This is a genomic window from Lysobacter enzymogenes (assembly GCF_017168095.1).
GTDB lineage: Bacteria > Pseudomonadota > Gammaproteobacteria > Xanthomonadales > Xanthomonadaceae > Lysobacter > Lysobacter enzymogenes_D.
The window spans coordinates 1-14,497 of sequence record NZ_LXSD01000105.1; the positions used below are offsets into that span (position 1 = coordinate 1).

A 14,497-nucleotide genomic window follows, 5' to 3' on the forward strand; every position below is an offset into this window, starting at 1 on the left:
GCGCTGCCGCGCGGGCGCTCAGCGCGGCAGCGCGAAGGCGCCGCTGGCGAGCGCGTCCACGACTCGTTGCAACGCCTGCTCCGGCGTCGCCTCGCCGGTGGCCAGCGCGTGCGCGCGCAGCTCGCCCAAGTCCGCAAGCTGCGCGTGCAGCGCGGCGACGGCGGTCGCGTCCTGAAGGCCGTAGCCGCGTTCGCGGCAGCGGGCGATCGCGGCTTCCAGCGGCGGTTGCAGCACCAGGTAATGCACCGGCGCGGCGAGGCGGCGGAACGCGGCGAGGAACCACGGCCCGATCACGCCATCGACGACGGTCAACAAGCCGCCCGCGGCGTAGGCCTGCGCGGCGGCGGCCAGGGCGTCGGTCACCACCGCGTTGCGCGCGTGCGCTTCGGGCCGGTACGGCGAAATCGCGCCGTGCTTGATCGCGTGCCAGAAATCGTCGGCGTGCAGATGCGCCTTGCTCGAACCGGGCCGCGCGGCGAGGCGGCGCGCGAGCGTGGTCTTGCCGGCGCCGGGCGGACCCGACAGGATCAGGATGTGGCCGGCGAAGTCGACTGCGACGTGGCTCATGCGCGGGCCGCGACGCGGCTCAGAAGCCGCCGTAGCGCGCCATCGCCGCGGCGCAGACGAAGATGCCGGCCACGGCCACCAGCTCCAGCCGGATCAGCAGGCGCAGCGCGCCGAGCTGGCGCGCGTCGGGCACGAAGCCCGGGTCGCGCTTGAGCGCGCGGCGCCAGCGCAGCAAGCGCACGGTCGGCAGGACCGACAGCAGCGCGACCAGCACGAACAGGCCGAACTTGGCGTGGAACCAGGGATTGTGCTGGTAGAAGTCCATGCCCTTGACGCCGTACAGCAGGCGCGACACGCCCACCGCCAGCAACAGCACCGCGCTCATGCCGTAACCGGCGTCGAGCCCGGCCAGCCGGCGCACCACGGCGGCGTCGACCGGGCCGCGCAGCAGCACCGATTCGGCCACCAGCATCGAGATCAGCGCGAACACCAGCAAGTGATGGGCGATGGCGAGGAGCAGGTCGGTGAGCATGGCGCTGGCCTGTGCGGGCGGGCTAGGGGTGGCGGCTATCGTAAACGTTGCGGCCGACGCAGCGGCGCCGGCGCCGCGGCATGGTTCGGGCGCACGCGCAAAAGGAAGACGGGCAAGCGCGCGCGGCGCTGTGCCCGTTGCGTACTCGTCTCGCGCTTGTTCCGGTTCGACGCTGCCGCCGGATCAGGCCGCCTCGTCGGTCTCCAGCGCCTTGTCCACGCGCCGGAACCACTCGCCCTCGCGCGGGACGAACATCGAGCAGCACTCCATCGGCGCCTTGTAGATGTGCAGCGACACCGCCACCGCATCGTTGCTGGCGTTGCGGATGGTGTGGTACTCGTGCGGCGGGATCAGGCTGCCGGCGCTGCCGGGGCCGGCGTGCATGCCGCCGGCGGCGCGGAAGCGGAAGTTCTCGCCGCTGCGCTCGAGCAGTTCGTACTGGGTGATCTCCAGCTCGCCGTCCCACACGCCTTCCACGCACCACAGGCCGCTGTGGTCGTGCATCGGCGTGCCCTGGCCGGGGCCCCAGGTCATCGCCACCACGCTGTAGCCCAGTTCCGGGCTGCGGTAGAGCTCGCGGCGGGCATAGTGGTCGTGGATCGGATCGAACACGCAGTCGGGCAGGTGCACGTCGCGGTCGCGGATCATCTTGCACAGGGTGTTGCGCAAGGCCGCGGTGACCGCGTGCTCGTCGCCGGCGCAGACCGCGGCGTCGATGGCGGCGACCAGCTTGTCGTGGCCGGGAAAATCCAGATCGGGCAGGGCATCGGTGGCGTTCATGCCGCCGATTCTACGCCCGTCCGCAGTTCGCTGAGAAATCCGCCCACGGCCGGGCCGAACCGGCCGATGTCGACCAGGAACGCATCGTGGCCCTGCGGCGATTCCAGCGGCAGGAAGCGCGCGTCGGCGCCGCCGGCGCGCAGGCCGTCGGCGATCTCGCGCTGCTGCTGCAGCGGGAACAGGATGTCGGTGTGCACGCCGATGGACAGGGCCTTTTCGACCCGGATCGAGGCCAGCCCGCGCCGTACCTGTTCATCATTGTCGAGGCCGTCGCCGGCGCCGCAGTAATCGCCGATGTCGAACCAGTCCATCGAGCGGCTCAGGTACAGGTAGCAGTTGGGATCGAAGCGGCGCACGAACCGGCGCGCATGACCTTCCAGGTAGCTTTCGACCTCGAATTCCAGGCCGAACGGCTCCTCGTCGAGGCGGTCGGAATCCAGCCGCACGCGGCCGAAGCGCCCGTCCCACTCCAGCGCCGAGCGGTAGGTGATGACGCCGAGCTTGCGCGCCATGCGCATGCCCGATTCGGGGTAGTCGGTTTCGTCGTAGCGGCCCTGGTTCCACTTCGGGTCCAGGCGGATCGCCTCGCGCTGCAGCGAGCGGATCGCGATCGAGAACGGCAGCGCGCGCGCCGCGCCGGAGATGTTGATGTGGGCGCGGGCCAGGCCCGGGTGGCGCGCCAGCAGCGCCAGCGCGGTCATGCCGCCCATCGAGTTGCCGATCACGCAGGCCAGCCGCTGGATGCCGAGCGCGCGCACCACGTGGGCGGCGGCGTCGGCGCCGTCTTCGATCGACAGTTCGGGGAAGTCCAGGCGGTAGAGCTCGCCGCTGGCGGCGTCGACCGAGGCCGGGCCGGTCGAGCCTTTGCAACTGCCGAGCGAGTTCACGCTGATCACGAACCAGTGGTCGCTGTCGATCGGCTTGCCCGGGCCGAGCATCGCCTCCCACCAGCCCGGCTCGGGATTGGCGGCGTTGGCGGCGGCGTGCGCGTCGGGCGACAGGCCGGTGACGATCAGCACCGCGTTGTCGCGCGCGGGGTTGAGTTCGCCCCAGGTTTCGTAGGCGATACGCGCGCCGTTCAGGGCGCCGCCGCGTTTCATCGCAAACGGCGAGGGCAGGTCGATATGGCGGGTGCCGGGCGGGATGAATTCGGTCATGCCTTGCTCGTGTGGCCGGCGCGGGGCCGGCGGGCGGGCCAATGGGGCGCGGCGCGGCGGATGCGCGCGGCGTTCGCGGTGCAGCCTAAACCATCGCCGCGGCAGGCGAGTGCGACGCGAACGGCGAATGCGTTATCGCGATATGGCCGGCAGGCGGGGCGGCGGGGTTTTTCTGCGGGATTTCCGCCCCCGCAGCCCGCTCTTGTGGGAGGGACTTCAGTCCCGATGCTTTTCGGTCGGGTCGCGGCGATCCGGCACAAAGGCATCGGGACTGAAGTCCCTCCCACAAGCAGGCGCCTCTGATAAGGAGGACGCTCCCCCACGGGCGAGCTTCAGGGCCGAAGCCTGTCCCGCAGCGCGGACCGGCAACGGATCACTCGACCACGCGGTCGATCACCACCACCACCGTGTCGCGGCTGTCGCTGGCCACGGTCTTCGGCGCCGAGGCCAGGTCGCCCGGCTGCGGCATCGCGTTGCCGGACGCCGAGATCCGCGCCAGCACCTGCACCTTCGGCGATTGCGAGAGCTTCATCGTCGGCATCGGGCCGTCGCCGTCGTCGAGCACGACCTCGAGCGGGAACGCCGCCAGCGGGTGTTTTTCCACCGCCAGCGGCATCGGCGGGCCGCCGTCCCGGCGCGCGAGCACGAACACGCTGGCCTGGGCCGGCAGTCTGGCCTTGAGCGCCGGGGCCAGTTCGACCCGGACCTTGAGCCCGGGGCCCGCGGCCGGCGCGGTCGCGGCGGCGCCGGCCGCCGGCAACGCCAGCGGTTCCAGGCCGGCGTCCTTGCGCGCGCCGTTGATCTGCTCGAGCAGGCTCGCCGCGGTGCCGGCCTGGACCACGCCCAGCAGCGGTTCCCAGGTCTTGGCCGCGTCGCCGGGGCGGTCGGCCTGGCGCTGGGCGATGCCGAGGAACCAGCGCGCGCGCTGGTGCATCGGCTGCTGCTCCAGCGCGTGTTCGAGCATGCGCACGGCGTCGTCGTCGAAACGGCGCTCGCGCGTGGCCAGGGCGCGCGCTTCGGCGGCCTCGGCGAGCAGGTCGGGATTGTCCGGGGCCAGCTTGAGCGCGCGCGCGTAGGCGTCGCGGGCCTTCACCGCCAGGCCCTGCGCGGTGTAGGCGCTGGCCAGCAGGCGCCAGCCTTCGATCTGATTCGGATCGCGGTCGAGCTCGGCTTCCAGCTGGGTCACCGCGTCGGCCAGGGTCTGCGGCGCGCGGCGTTGTTCGGGCTGCAGCGCGCGCGGCGCGCCCAGGCCCAGGTACAGCGCCAGCGTCGCCAGCGCCAGGCCGACGCCCAGGCCCGCGCCCAGCGCCGGGCGCGCGCGCCACAGCGGATGCAGGGCGTACCCCAGCGCGAACAGCGCCAATGCCGTGCCCGCCGCGGCGAACGCGGCGGTGGAACCCAAAGCCATCGTCGCCGCCATCACCACTCCTGTTCCTCGTCGTTGCGCTGCCCCGCTGCGCTGGCATCGGCCGCGGCCGCGCGCGAGCGCACCACCCGCGCCAGCGCGAACCCGCCGGCCAGCAGCACCAGGGCCGGGCCGAACCACAGCAGCCAGGTGGTGGATTCAACACGAGGACGGTAGAGCACGAACTCGCCGTAGCGCTCGACCAGGAAGTCCTTGATCTGCGCGTCGCTCTTGCCCTGGTGCATCAGCTCCAGCACTTCGCGGCGCAGGTCGTGGGCGATCTGCGCGTTGGAATCGGCCAGCGACTGGTTCTGGCACATCACGCAGCGCAGTTCGGCGACCAGGGCGTGGAAGCGGCGCTCCTCGGCCGGGTCGTTGTAGCGCAGCGGCTGCGGGTCGCTGGCCGGCTGGGCGGACAGCGGCGCGTACAGGCTCAACACCAGCGCCGCCGCGGCCAGCGCGTGGCGCGCCGCGGCGACGAAACGGCGGCCGCCCGCTGCGGCGGCGAGGTAGCCGGCCCGGCTCATCGCGCCTGTCCGCGCGGGGCGGGGCCGAGTTGATCGAGCTGCGGAATCAGCTCGTCGCGGATGACCTTGTCGGTCAGCGGGCCGACGAACTTCCAGCGCACGATGCCGCGCGCGTCGACCAGGAAGGTCTCCGGCGCGCCGTAGATGCCCCAGTCGATCGCCGCCTTGCCTTCGTAATCGGCGACCACGACGAAGTAGGGATTGCCGAACTCCTCCAGCCAGCGCAGCGCGTCGGCGTGCTCGTCCTTCCAGTTGAAGCCGACCACGCGCACGCGCTTGGTCTCGGCGAAGCGGGTCAGCACCGGGTGTTCGTCGCGGCAGGCCGGGCACCAGCTGCCCCAGACGTTGAGCAGGTACGGCGCGCCGCGCAGATCTTCGATCGACATCAGCCGGCCGGCCTCGTGCAGCACCGGCAGCGAGAAGTGCGGCGCGGGCTTGCCGATCAGCGGCGAGGGCAGTTTCTCGCGGTCGGGGTTGCGGCTGAGCCACACGCCCGCGGCAAGCAGGATCGCCAGCGCGGCGAACACCGCCAGCGGCAGCCAGCGGGCCTTGTCGCGGCGCGCGCCGCCGTTGGGGACGGGAGTGTTCATGCCTGTTGCTCTCCTGCGAGGGGGCGCAGCGGCGCGTCGTCCGCCTGCGGCCGCGATGCCGCGCCGGCGCGCGCGTCGGCCTTGATCCGGAACCGCCGATCCGCCGCGGCGACGAAGCCGCCGAGCATCATCAGCAGCGCGCCGAGCCAGATCCAGCGCACGAACGGCTTGATGTGCACGCGCACCGCCCAGGCGCCGTCGCCGAGCGGTTCGCCGAGGGCGACGTAGAGGTCGCGGGTGAACCCGCGCGCGATCGCCGCCTCGGTCATGACCTGGCCGCCGCTGGCGTAGGCGCGCTTCTCCGGATGCAGCACGGTCAGCTCGCGGTCGCCGTCGAACACGGTCACGGTGCCGTAGTCGGCTTCGTAGTTCGGCCCGACGCTGTGCTTGACGCTGTCGAAGCGGAACGAATAGCGGCCCAGCTCCAGGCTCTTGCCCGGCGCCAGCGCGACCTCGCGCTGCACGCTCAGGCCCTCGACCAGCAACGCGCCGACCAGGAACACCGCGACGCCGAAGTGGGCCAGGGTCATGCCGAGCATTTCCGCGGTGAAGCGGCTGCCGGCGCTGCCGCCGCGCAGCCGCGTCCAGACGAAGCGCGCGGTGCCGGCGCCGACCCACAGCGCGCCGCCGACGCCGGCGGCGACCTTGAGCGGGCCTTGCGGGGCGAGGAAGAACGCGGCGATCGCGCCGCCCAGCGCCAGCCCGGCCCACGGCACCAGCATCGCCGCCGGCCGCGAGGCCTGCTCGCGCTGCCAGCGGAACAGCGGGCCGAACGGCAGCAGCAGCACCAGCGGCGCCATCAGCAGCACGAACATCAGCGCGAAGTAGGGCGGGCCGACCGAAATCTTGCCGAGGTTCAGCGAATCGGCCAGCAGCGGGTACAAGGTGCCCAGCAGCACCATCGCGCAGGCCGTGGTCAGCAGCAGGTTGTTGGCCAGCAGCAGGGTTTCGCGCGAGGAGAATTCGAACGGCTTGCCCGGGTCGTCCTGCGCCGACGGCGCGCGCAGCGCGTACAGCAGCAGCGAGCCGCCGATGACGATGCCGAGGAAGATCAGCACGAACAGCCCGCGTGAAGGATCGGCGGCGAACGCGTGCACGCTGGTCAGCACGCCGGAGCGGACCAGGAAGGTGCCCAGCAGCGACAGCGAGAACGCGGCGATGGCCAGCAACAACGTCCAGCCGCGGAAGCTGCCGCGCTTTTCGGTCGCCGCCTGCGAATGCAGCAGCGCCGCGCCGGCCAGCCACGGCATGAAGCTGGCGTTCTCGACCGGATCCCAGAACCACCAGCCGCCCCAGCCGAGTTCGTAGTACGCCCACCACGAGCCCAGGGCGATGCCCAGGGTGAGGAAGGCCCAGGCGATGTTGGTCCACGGCCGGGTCCAGCGCAGCCAGCGCGCGTCGACGCGGCCGTCCAGCAGCGCGGCGATGGCGAAGGCGAACGGCACGCTGAAGCCGACGTAGCCGATGTAGAGCATCGGCGGGTGGATGATCAGGCCCGGATCCTGCAGCAGCGGATTGAGGTCGCGGCCTTGCGCCGCCGCCGGCAGCAGCCGCGCGAACGGGTTGCTGGTGAAGATCAGGAACGCCAGGAAACCGACGCTGACGATGCCCATCACCCCGAGCACGCGCGCGATCACCGGCGCCGGCAAGGCCTTGGAGAAGCGCGCCACCGCGCCGGTCCACAGCGCCAGCACCAGCGCCCACAGCAGCAGCGAGCCCTCGTGCGCGCCCCACACCGCCGAATAGCGATAGATCACCGGCAGCAGCGAGTTGCTGTTCTCGGCGACGTAGCGCAGCGAGAAATCCTGGGTGACGAAGGCCTCGGTGAGGATCGCGAACGCGAACGCGACCATCGCCAGCTGCGAGTAAGCCGCCGGCCGCGCCAGCGCCATCCAGGCATCGATGCCGCGCTGCGCGCCGATCAGCGGCAGGCTCGCCTGCAGCGCCGAAATCAGCAGGGCGAGGATGAGGGCGATCTGGCCGAGTTCAGGCAGCATGCGGCGGCGCCTTGCGGAGAAGTGGGAACGCGCGGGCGGTGCGCCGGGCGCGCGGCGATGCGGTGGCGGCTGGAACGATCGCGGCCGGCCCGTTTGCGTTCGGCCCGTTTGCGTCCGGCGCGGCCGCGTCCGAAGCCGGCGCTGCGGCCGCGATCAACGCGCCGCTTCCTTGCCGCCGGGCGCCGCCACATCGTGCTTCTTGTGCGCCTGGCCCATCTTGTCGGCCACTTCCTTGGGCATGTAGCTCTCGTCGTGCTTGGCCAGGATCTCCTCGGCCACGAAGGTGTCGCCCTGCATGCGGCCGGTGGCGACCACGGCCTGCTTCTCGCGGAACAGGTCGGGCAGGATGCCGGTGTACTTGACCGGCATCTGCGCGTCGCCGTCGTCGACCTTGAAGCGGGCTTCGAGCGAGCCGGGCGCGCGCTGGAACGAGCCGGCGGCGACCATGCCGCCGAGGCGGAAGCGGGCGTGGCCGCCGGCTTCGCCGCGCAGCACTTCGCTGGGGGTGTAGAGATAGGCGATGTTGCGCTGCAAGGCGGTGGCGACCAGGGCGGTGGCGACGCCGGCGGCGGCGACCAGGCCCAGCACCCACAGCAGACGGCGGCGGCGGGTCGGATTCATCGGCTCAACTCGTTGGAGGCGTTGGAGGCGTTGGAGGCGTCGTCGCGCGACGCGGGGCGGGCAGGCGGGCGCTGCGCGCGCTGGCGGGCCAGGCGCAGTTCGCGGCGGATCTGCAGCCGGGTCGAGAGGTAGTCCCAGCCGAGCACGACCGCGAACACGGCGTAGGCGCCGATCAGGTAGGGCAGATGGGTCATGCGCGCTCGCCTCCGGCCGGCGCGCCCTGGGCGAGTTGGGCGACCCAGGCCTTGCCCGATTCGCGGCGCAGGTTGTCGGCGCGCGCGCGCGCGAGCAGGGCGCCGACGAACCACAGCTTGGTGCCGATCAGCATCCAGATCAGCGGCGGCAGCATGCTCGGGTCCATGTGCGACTGGCCGAACATATTGATGGTCGAGCCCTGGTGCAGCGAGTTCCACCACACCACCGAATAGCGGATCACCGGCAGCAGCGCCACGCCGACGATGGCCAGCAGGCCGGCCGCGCGCGCCGCGTTGCGGCGGTCGTCGATGGCGTGGTACAGGCCCATCACGCCCAGGTACAGGAACAGCAGGATCAGCTCGGTGGTCAGGCGCGGATCCCATTCCCACCAGGTGCCCCACATCGGCTTGCCCCAGATCGAGCCGGTGGCCAGGGTGATCAGGGTGAAGCCGGCGCCGATCGGCGCGCAGGCCATGGCCAGGATCTCGCACAGCTTGATCCGCCAGACCAGGGCGATGGCGGAATAGATCGCCATCAGCGCGAACACCGCCAGGCTCATCCAGGCGCTGGGCACGTGGATGTAGAAGATGCGGAAACCGTCGAGCTGCTCGCGGTGCGGCGGCGCCACGAACAAGGCGCCGTAGATGCCCCAGGCCATGACCAGCAGCCCCAGGCCGTAACCCCAGGGCGCCCAGCGCGCGGCGAAGCGGTCGAAGACGGGCGGCGAGCCGAGTTTGTGGAACCACAGGACGAGCGGATTCATTCAGCGGTTCGTTCGCGGTCTGGCGTCTGGGTCGCGGGCGGCGGCCTGGACGGTTGGCGCGCGCCGGGCGGCGCGCGGGCTAAGGACGGGGCGTTCTACCTTGCTGGGTCGGGCGTACCGCCTTGGGACCATGCCGCAGCGCCGTCAGTTCAGCGCGATGCGGATCGCCGCCGCCGCCGCCAGCGGCGCCAGCAGCAACGCGACGACCAGGATGGCGGCCAGCAGCAGCAAGCCGCCGACCGGGTCCAGTCCCTGCGCCGCCCGGGCCACGCTGCCGGCGCCGAACACCAGCACCGGCACGTACAACGGCAAGGCCAGCAAGGCCACGAGGATACCAGAGCGCCGCATCCCGACCGTCAGCGCCGCGACCACCGCGCCGAGCAGGCTCAGCACCGGCGTGCCCAGCGCCAGCGACAGCAGCAGCACCGGCAATTGCTCGCGCGGCAGGTACAGCAGTTCGCCGAGCACGGGCGCGGCGATCAGCAGCGGCAGCGAGGTCGTGGCCCAGTGGGTGAAGGTGCGCACCGCGACCAGCCAGCCCAGCGGCACCGGCGCCAGCATCCACTGCTCCAGCGAGCCGTCGTCGGCGTCGCCGCGGAACAGGCTGTCCAGCGCCAGCAGCCCGGCCAGCAGGCAGGCCAGCCACAGCACCCCGGCGGCGACCTTGGCCAGCGCGGCGTGGTCGCCGCCCAGGGCCAGCGCGAACAGCACCACCATCAGCAGGGCGAACAGCGCCGGCTGTAGGGCGTCGCCGCGGCGGCGCCAGAGCAGGCGCAGGTCGCGCGCGACCAGGGCGCGGGCCGCGCCGATCAGGCCCGGGGCGGTGGCGGCGACGGCGGCGGGCTCGGCCGGCGCGCTCATGCGGCTTTCTCCAGCTGCAGCAGGCGGGTGCGCACCGGCGGCGCGGCGTAGGCGCCGTGGGTGGTCACCAGCGCGGCGCCGCCCTCGCGCAGATGCGCCTGGACCATGCGGTTGACCAGCTCGATGCCTTCCAGGTCGAGGTTGGCGTAGGGCTCGTCGAGCAGCCACAGCGGCGCCGGCGACATCCACAGCCGCGCCAGCGACAGGCGCTTTTTCTGCCCGGCCGACAATTGCCGGGCCAGCGCGTCCTCGTAGCCGGCCAGCCCGACCGTGGCCAGCGCGCGCGCGGCGTTCTGGCTGTGGCGGCGGCCGTGCAGGCCGCACAGGAAGTCGAGGTTCTCGACCGAGGTCAGGTCGGCCTTGAGCCCGGGCAGGTGGCTCAGGTAGGCCAGCGCGCGGGCGCGCCGGGCCGGGTCGGCCGGCTCGCCGTGCAGCGCGATCTCGCCGCCGTCGGCGCGCAGCAGCCCGGCCAGCACTCTCAACAAGGTGGTCTTGCCGGCGCCGTTGTCGCCCTGCACCAGCAGCGCCTCGCCGGCCTCGACCGCGAAGTCCAGCGGCCCGAACACGGGCTGCTCGTTGCGGGCGAAGCGCAGGCCGCGGGCTTGCAGCAGCGGGGGGGCGGCGGAGAGCAGGGCGGTCACCGGTCGGCGGGTGCGGGTCGGAGGCGTGCGGCCGGCCGGCCGCGGATCGCGCAGTTTATGCGAGTCGCCCGGTCCGGTGACTGCCTCGGGCTCGGTCTTGCGCCGTTCCGACGAAACATCGCATCGGTCTCTCGCGCCCGTCGGCCTCTCGTTCCCGCCGGTCTCTCCCGCCCGTCAATCTTTCCCACCCGTCAATCTCTCCCACCCGTCAATCTCTCCCACCCGTCAATCTCTCCCACCCGTCATTCCGGCGAAAGCCGGAATCCATTTTGCTCTGGCTTTCACCGAGCCCCCGCTTTGTGGGCAGGCCGTCGAAAGCAAAATGGATTCCGGCTTTCGCCGGAATGACGGGAAGAGAGGGGGCGGGGAGGAGCAGGCGCGGCAGGAACCGTACGCGCGGGACGAGCCGTTCGCCCGACCGCCCGCTGCGCTCAATCGCCGACCCAATCGGTGTGCTCGCTCGCCGCCGCCGCGTCCGGCCGCGCGATCAGCATCCGCAGCCGCACCGGTTCGCCGCGCTGCCAGGCCAGCACCCCGGCCTGGCCGAACTCGCGCGCCAGGGCGTCGGCGGCGGCATCGTCGAGGTCGGCGAGCAGCCAGCCCGGCTCGCGCCACTGGCCGGCCTGGTCCTGCGCCCAGGCGGCGTGGCGCTGCACCCCGGCCGCGTCCAGGCGCGCGACCAGGCGCTCGTCGGCGGCCTGGTTGGCGCTGTCCGAATGCGGCTGCGAGGCCGGGTTCCAGGCGCTGACGAACACATAGCGCTGCGCCGGCCAGTACGCCTCCAGGTCGCGCGCGGGGCGGCCCACGCGCAAGGGCAGGGCGTCGCCGTCCAGCGCCACCGCGTATTCGGCGGCGGCGTAGGCGAGGGCGAGTCCGGCGGCGTCGACCACTTGCAGTTCGCGCATGCCGCCAGTGTCGCGGCCGGCCGGGCCGCGCGCAAATCCGGGCGCCCGGCGCGGCGGGCGAGCGCTTGTCCAGTCGCGCGCGGCGATAGACACATGCCGAGGGATCATCGCCGCCGCCTCACCCTGTCTCACCGGCGGCAACCGGGTTTTCGTACACTCGATCCTTTCCACGCCTTCAACGCCGCGCCCATGACGCTCGCCACCAAGCTGCCGAAAGTCGGCACCACCATCTTCACCGTGATGTCGCAGCTCGCGCTCGAGCACCAGGCGGTCAACCTCGGCCAGGGCTTTCCCGATTTCGACGTGCCCCAGCGCCTGGTCGACGCGCTGGCCCGGGCCATGGCCGAGGGCAAGAACCAGTACGCGCCGATGACCGGCGTGCCGGCGCTGCGCCAGGCCATCGCCGACAAGACCGAGGCCTGCTACGGCTACCGGCCCGACCCGGACGCCGAGATCACCGTGGTCTCCGGCGCCAGCGAGGCGATCTTCGACGCGGTCCAGGCGGTGGTGCGGCCGGGCGAGGAAGTGGTGGTGCTCGACCCGTGCTACGACAGCTACGAGCCGGCGATCGACCTGGCCGGCGGCCGCGCCGTGCACGTGCCGCTCGACCCGGCCACCTTCGCGGTCGACTGGGACCGCGTGCGCGCCGCGATCGGCCCCGACACCCGCCTGCTGATGGTCAACTCGCCGCACAACCCGTCCGGCGCCATGTTCGACGCCGACGACATCGCCCGCCTCAGCGAAATCGTCGAATCCACCGGGGTGTGGCTGCTGTCGGACGAGGTCTACGAGCACATCGTCTTCGACGGCCGCCGGCACGAATCGGTGCTGCGTTACCCGCAACTGCGCGAGCGCGCCTTCGTGGTGTCGAGCTTCGGCAAGACCTACCACTGCACGGGCTGGAAGATCGGGTACTGCATCGCACCTCCCGCCTTGTCGGCCGAGCTGCGCAAAGTCCATCAGTACAATAGCTTTTGCAGCTTCGCTCCGGCCCAATGGGCGTTCGCCGAGATGATCCGGGCCGAACCGGAGCACTACCAACGGCTCGGCGCGTTCTACCAGGACAAGCGCGATGGTTTCCGCGAGCAACTATTGACCACCCGGCTCAAGCCGCTGCCGGTGCCGGGCGGCTACTTCCAGCTGGTCGACTACTCGGCGGTCAGCGACCTCGACGATGCCGCGTTCTGCCGCTGGCTGACCGTGGACAAGGGCGTCGCGGCGATCCCGCTGTCGCCGTTCTACGAGTCGCCGCCGCCCGGGCAGCGCCTGGCACGGCTGTGCTTCGCCAAGAACCAGGCCACTCTGGATGCGGCAATCAAGCGCTTGGTCTCACTTTAATTGCATTCTTGAGATGGATATCTCACCCGCTCTTGTCGTAAGCTTCAGCTTCGGTCTACTCTTTGAGGACGAGCGCCGCTAAGGCGGTCGGGGGAGAGCCGTAGTTTTCTATGGGGAGTTCATGGACAGAACGATCTACGTGAGCCGCGCGTCCGGCGCGGTCATGCAGTCGCTGCCTTGCGAAAAGGGGGCAGGACTCGCACGCCTTCATTCGCTGGGCGTGTCCTATGTCTCAGTTTGGTCGGCCCGGGTTTGGCCGCCGCAATTCCGATAACCGCAACGCGGGCGCCACGCGCGCAGGGCCCAATGGCCGGCGCCGCGGCATCCACCGGACGACTGCGCGTACAAGATCAACCTATGGCAGGGGATAGCGTGAGAAATTCAATTGCAACCAGCCCGCGTCTGTGGATCGCGATCGCCTTGGCGGTCGGCCTCGCGGGTTGCGCCACCCGTCCGGCGCCGGACTTCGGCGGCCGCTGGAAGCCGGTGAACCGCTACGCGGAGGTTCCCGACGAGATTCCGCTGCACAAGTCCTACGTGTACTACCCGTCGCCGATGGACGGCACGCTCAAGAACATGCTCACCCGCTGGGCGAAGGACGCGAATCTGAAGCTGGATTACCAGCACTATTCCGACTTCACCCTGTTCCAGGGCGTGTCCCAGATCAACACCACCAGCCTGCCCGACGCGGTGTCGCAGCTCAACAGCGCCTACGCGGGCCACGGCGTGTCGATCAGCCGCGAAGGCGAGCAGATCGTGGTGCGGTCGGTCGGCTCGGCGGCGACGGCCGCTCCGGCGCCGTAACCGCCGTACCCGGCAACGACGGCGGGTCGGGCGCGCGCCCGCTCCGCCGTACAGCGCAAACCCAGGGGATGCAGCACAGATGTTCGGAAAGAACAAGAACGTTACTCCGCAAGTGGAGAACGCGGTCGCCAAGGCGGTCAATTACGAAGTCACCATCGCCGACATAGCGCGGCGCAGCGAGAAGCGCGCCTGGATCGTCGCGTTCACCGCGATCGTGATGGCGCTGATCCTCGCCGGCGGCTACTTCTACTTCCTGCCGCTCAAGGAAAAGGTGCCTTATCTGGTCATGGCCGACGCCTACACCGGCCAGGCCACGGTCGCGCGCCTGCGCGACGACTTCAGCCAGAACAGCATCACCGCCAACGAAGCGATCAACAAGAGCAACATCTCGCACTTCGTGATGGCGCGCGAGTCCTACGACTTCTCGCAGATCGGCGACCGCGACTGGTCGACGGTGTTCGCCATGGCCACCCCGCAGGTGACCAAGGCCTATTCGAACATCTACTCCAGCACCAACCCGCAGAATCCGATCACCTTGTTCGGCAAGGGCAAGACGATCCGCGTGCGCATCCTCAGCATCCAGCTGCACGGCGGCGACGCCGCGGTCAAGAGCGCCACCGTCCGCTTCCAGCGCAGCCTCTTCAACAAGGAGAGCGGCGGCCAGGAGCCGATGGACAGCAAGATCGCGGCGATCGAATACACCTACAAGTCCAACCTGAAGATGGACGACGACAAGCGCGTCCTCAATCCGCTGGGCTTCCAGGTCAGCAACTACCGGGTCGACAACGACTACGCGCCGGCACCGCCGCCGCCGGCCGACTATCCGGTCGGCAGCGCGCAGGCCGCCGCGCCCGCCGCGGCGCCGCCCGCGCAG

The 14,497-nt window shown here is 71.1% G+C and carries 18 protein-coding genes; 4 read left to right on the forward strand and 14 right to left on the reverse strand.

Annotated elements, in window-relative coordinates:
• Nucleotides 1-18: 18 nt before the first annotated feature.
• The 4 genes from A7A76_RS02950 to metX form a co-directional block, all read right to left on the reverse strand.
• Complete coding sequence (locus A7A76_RS02950; protein ID WP_206409793.1) at nucleotides 19-567, reverse strand: AAA family ATPase; 549 nt, start codon at nucleotides 565-567, stop codon at nucleotides 19-21.
• A gap of 19 nt (nucleotides 568-586) precedes the next feature.
• Nucleotides 587-1,039 carry a DUF2214 family protein gene (locus tag A7A76_RS02955; RefSeq protein WP_206409794.1) on the reverse strand — a complete coding sequence of 151 codons (453 nt, stop codon included), beginning with the start codon at nucleotides 1,037-1,039 and terminating at the stop codon, nucleotides 587-589.
• Between the two features lie 183 nt (nucleotides 1,040-1,222).
• Nucleotides 1,223-1,819, reverse strand: a complete 597-nt coding sequence (locus A7A76_RS02960) for a cysteine dioxygenase family protein (RefSeq protein ID WP_241200690.1) — start codon at nucleotides 1,817-1,819, stop codon at nucleotides 1,223-1,225.
• Entirely contained in the window at nucleotides 1,816-2,976 is a 1,161-nt protein-coding gene (gene metX / locus A7A76_RS02965; RefSeq protein ID WP_206409795.1) for a homoserine O-acetyltransferase MetX, read from the reverse strand. The genes A7A76_RS02960 and metX overlap by 4 nt, the downstream gene beginning before the upstream one ends.
• 60 nt (nucleotides 2,977-3,036) lie before the next feature.
• On the opposite strand from metX, the gene A7A76_RS26215 reads away from it, so the two are divergent.
• Complete coding sequence (locus tag A7A76_RS26215) at nucleotides 3,037-3,279, forward strand: DUF6053 domain-containing protein (protein WP_428995070.1); 243 nt, start codon at nucleotides 3,037-3,039, stop codon at nucleotides 3,277-3,279.
• Between the two features lie 70 nt (nucleotides 3,280-3,349).
• Here A7A76_RS26215 and A7A76_RS02970 read toward each other — a convergent pair whose 3' ends face one another.
• The 10 genes from A7A76_RS02970 to A7A76_RS03015 form a co-directional block, all read right to left on the reverse strand.
• Nucleotides 3,350-4,384, reverse strand: coding sequence for a tetratricopeptide repeat protein (locus A7A76_RS02970; RefSeq protein WP_206409796.1), 1,035 nt, complete (start codon nucleotides 4,382-4,384; stop codon nucleotides 3,350-3,352).
• A gap of 11 nt (nucleotides 4,385-4,395) precedes the next feature.
• Complete coding sequence (locus A7A76_RS02975; protein ID WP_206409797.1) at nucleotides 4,396-4,908, reverse strand: cytochrome c-type biogenesis protein; 513 nt, start codon at nucleotides 4,906-4,908, stop codon at nucleotides 4,396-4,398.
• Entirely contained in the window at nucleotides 4,905-5,498 is a 594-nt protein-coding gene (locus A7A76_RS02980; RefSeq protein WP_206409798.1) for a DsbE family thiol:disulfide interchange protein, read from the reverse strand. The genes A7A76_RS02975 and A7A76_RS02980 overlap by 4 nt, the downstream gene beginning before the upstream one ends.
• Nucleotides 5,495-7,495, reverse strand: a complete 2,001-nt coding sequence (locus A7A76_RS02985; protein WP_206409799.1) for a heme lyase CcmF/NrfE family subunit — start codon at nucleotides 7,493-7,495, stop codon at nucleotides 5,495-5,497. Before A7A76_RS02985 ends, A7A76_RS02980 begins: the two co-directional genes overlap by 4 nt.
• A gap of 153 nt (nucleotides 7,496-7,648) precedes the next feature.
• On the reverse strand, nucleotides 7,649-8,116 hold the full coding sequence (ccmE, locus tag A7A76_RS02990) for a cytochrome c maturation protein CcmE (RefSeq protein ID WP_206409800.1): 468 nt from the start codon (nucleotides 8,114-8,116) through the stop codon (nucleotides 7,649-7,651).
• Complete coding sequence (gene ccmD / locus A7A76_RS02995) at nucleotides 8,113-8,310, reverse strand: heme exporter protein CcmD (RefSeq protein ID WP_206409801.1); 198 nt, start codon at nucleotides 8,308-8,310, stop codon at nucleotides 8,113-8,115. Before ccmD ends, ccmE begins: the two co-directional genes overlap by 4 nt.
• The gene (locus tag A7A76_RS03000) at nucleotides 8,307-9,074 is read right to left on the reverse strand and encodes a heme ABC transporter permease (RefSeq protein ID WP_206409802.1); all 768 of its coding nucleotides are present in this window, start codon (nucleotides 9,072-9,074) and stop codon (nucleotides 8,307-8,309) included. Before A7A76_RS03000 ends, ccmD begins: the two co-directional genes overlap by 4 nt.
• A gap of 144 nt (nucleotides 9,075-9,218) precedes the next feature.
• Nucleotides 9,219-9,935, reverse strand: a complete 717-nt coding sequence (gene ccmB, locus A7A76_RS03005) for a heme exporter protein CcmB (protein WP_206409803.1) — start codon at nucleotides 9,933-9,935, stop codon at nucleotides 9,219-9,221.
• Complete coding sequence (gene ccmA, locus A7A76_RS03010) at nucleotides 9,932-10,576, reverse strand: heme ABC exporter ATP-binding protein CcmA (RefSeq protein WP_206409804.1); 645 nt, start codon at nucleotides 10,574-10,576, stop codon at nucleotides 9,932-9,934. Before ccmA ends, ccmB begins: the two co-directional genes overlap by 4 nt.
• Before the next feature lie 431 nt (nucleotides 10,577-11,007).
• Nucleotides 11,008-11,481 (reverse strand): DUF3293 domain-containing protein, encoded by a 474-nt coding sequence (locus A7A76_RS03015; RefSeq protein ID WP_206409805.1) that lies wholly within the window; start codon nucleotides 11,479-11,481, stop codon nucleotides 11,008-11,010.
• A 189-nt stretch (nucleotides 11,482-11,670) separates the two neighbouring features.
• Between A7A76_RS03015 and A7A76_RS03020 the strand changes: the two genes are divergently transcribed.
• The 3 genes from A7A76_RS03020 to A7A76_RS03030 all read left to right on the forward strand — a co-directional run.
• Nucleotides 11,671-12,819: a pyridoxal phosphate-dependent aminotransferase gene (locus tag A7A76_RS03020; RefSeq protein WP_206409806.1), complete on the forward strand. Its 1,149-nt coding sequence runs from the start codon at nucleotides 11,671-11,673 to the stop codon at nucleotides 12,817-12,819.
• 357 nt (nucleotides 12,820-13,176) lie between these two features.
• Nucleotides 13,177-13,623: a toxin co-regulated pilus biosynthesis Q family protein gene (locus A7A76_RS03025; protein WP_241200691.1), complete on the forward strand. Its 447-nt coding sequence runs from the start codon at nucleotides 13,177-13,179 to the stop codon at nucleotides 13,621-13,623.
• Between the two features lie 79 nt (nucleotides 13,624-13,702).
• On the forward strand, nucleotides 13,703-14,497 hold a 795-nt coding region (locus A7A76_RS03030; RefSeq protein ID WP_206409807.1), incomplete at its 3' end, for a virB8 family protein.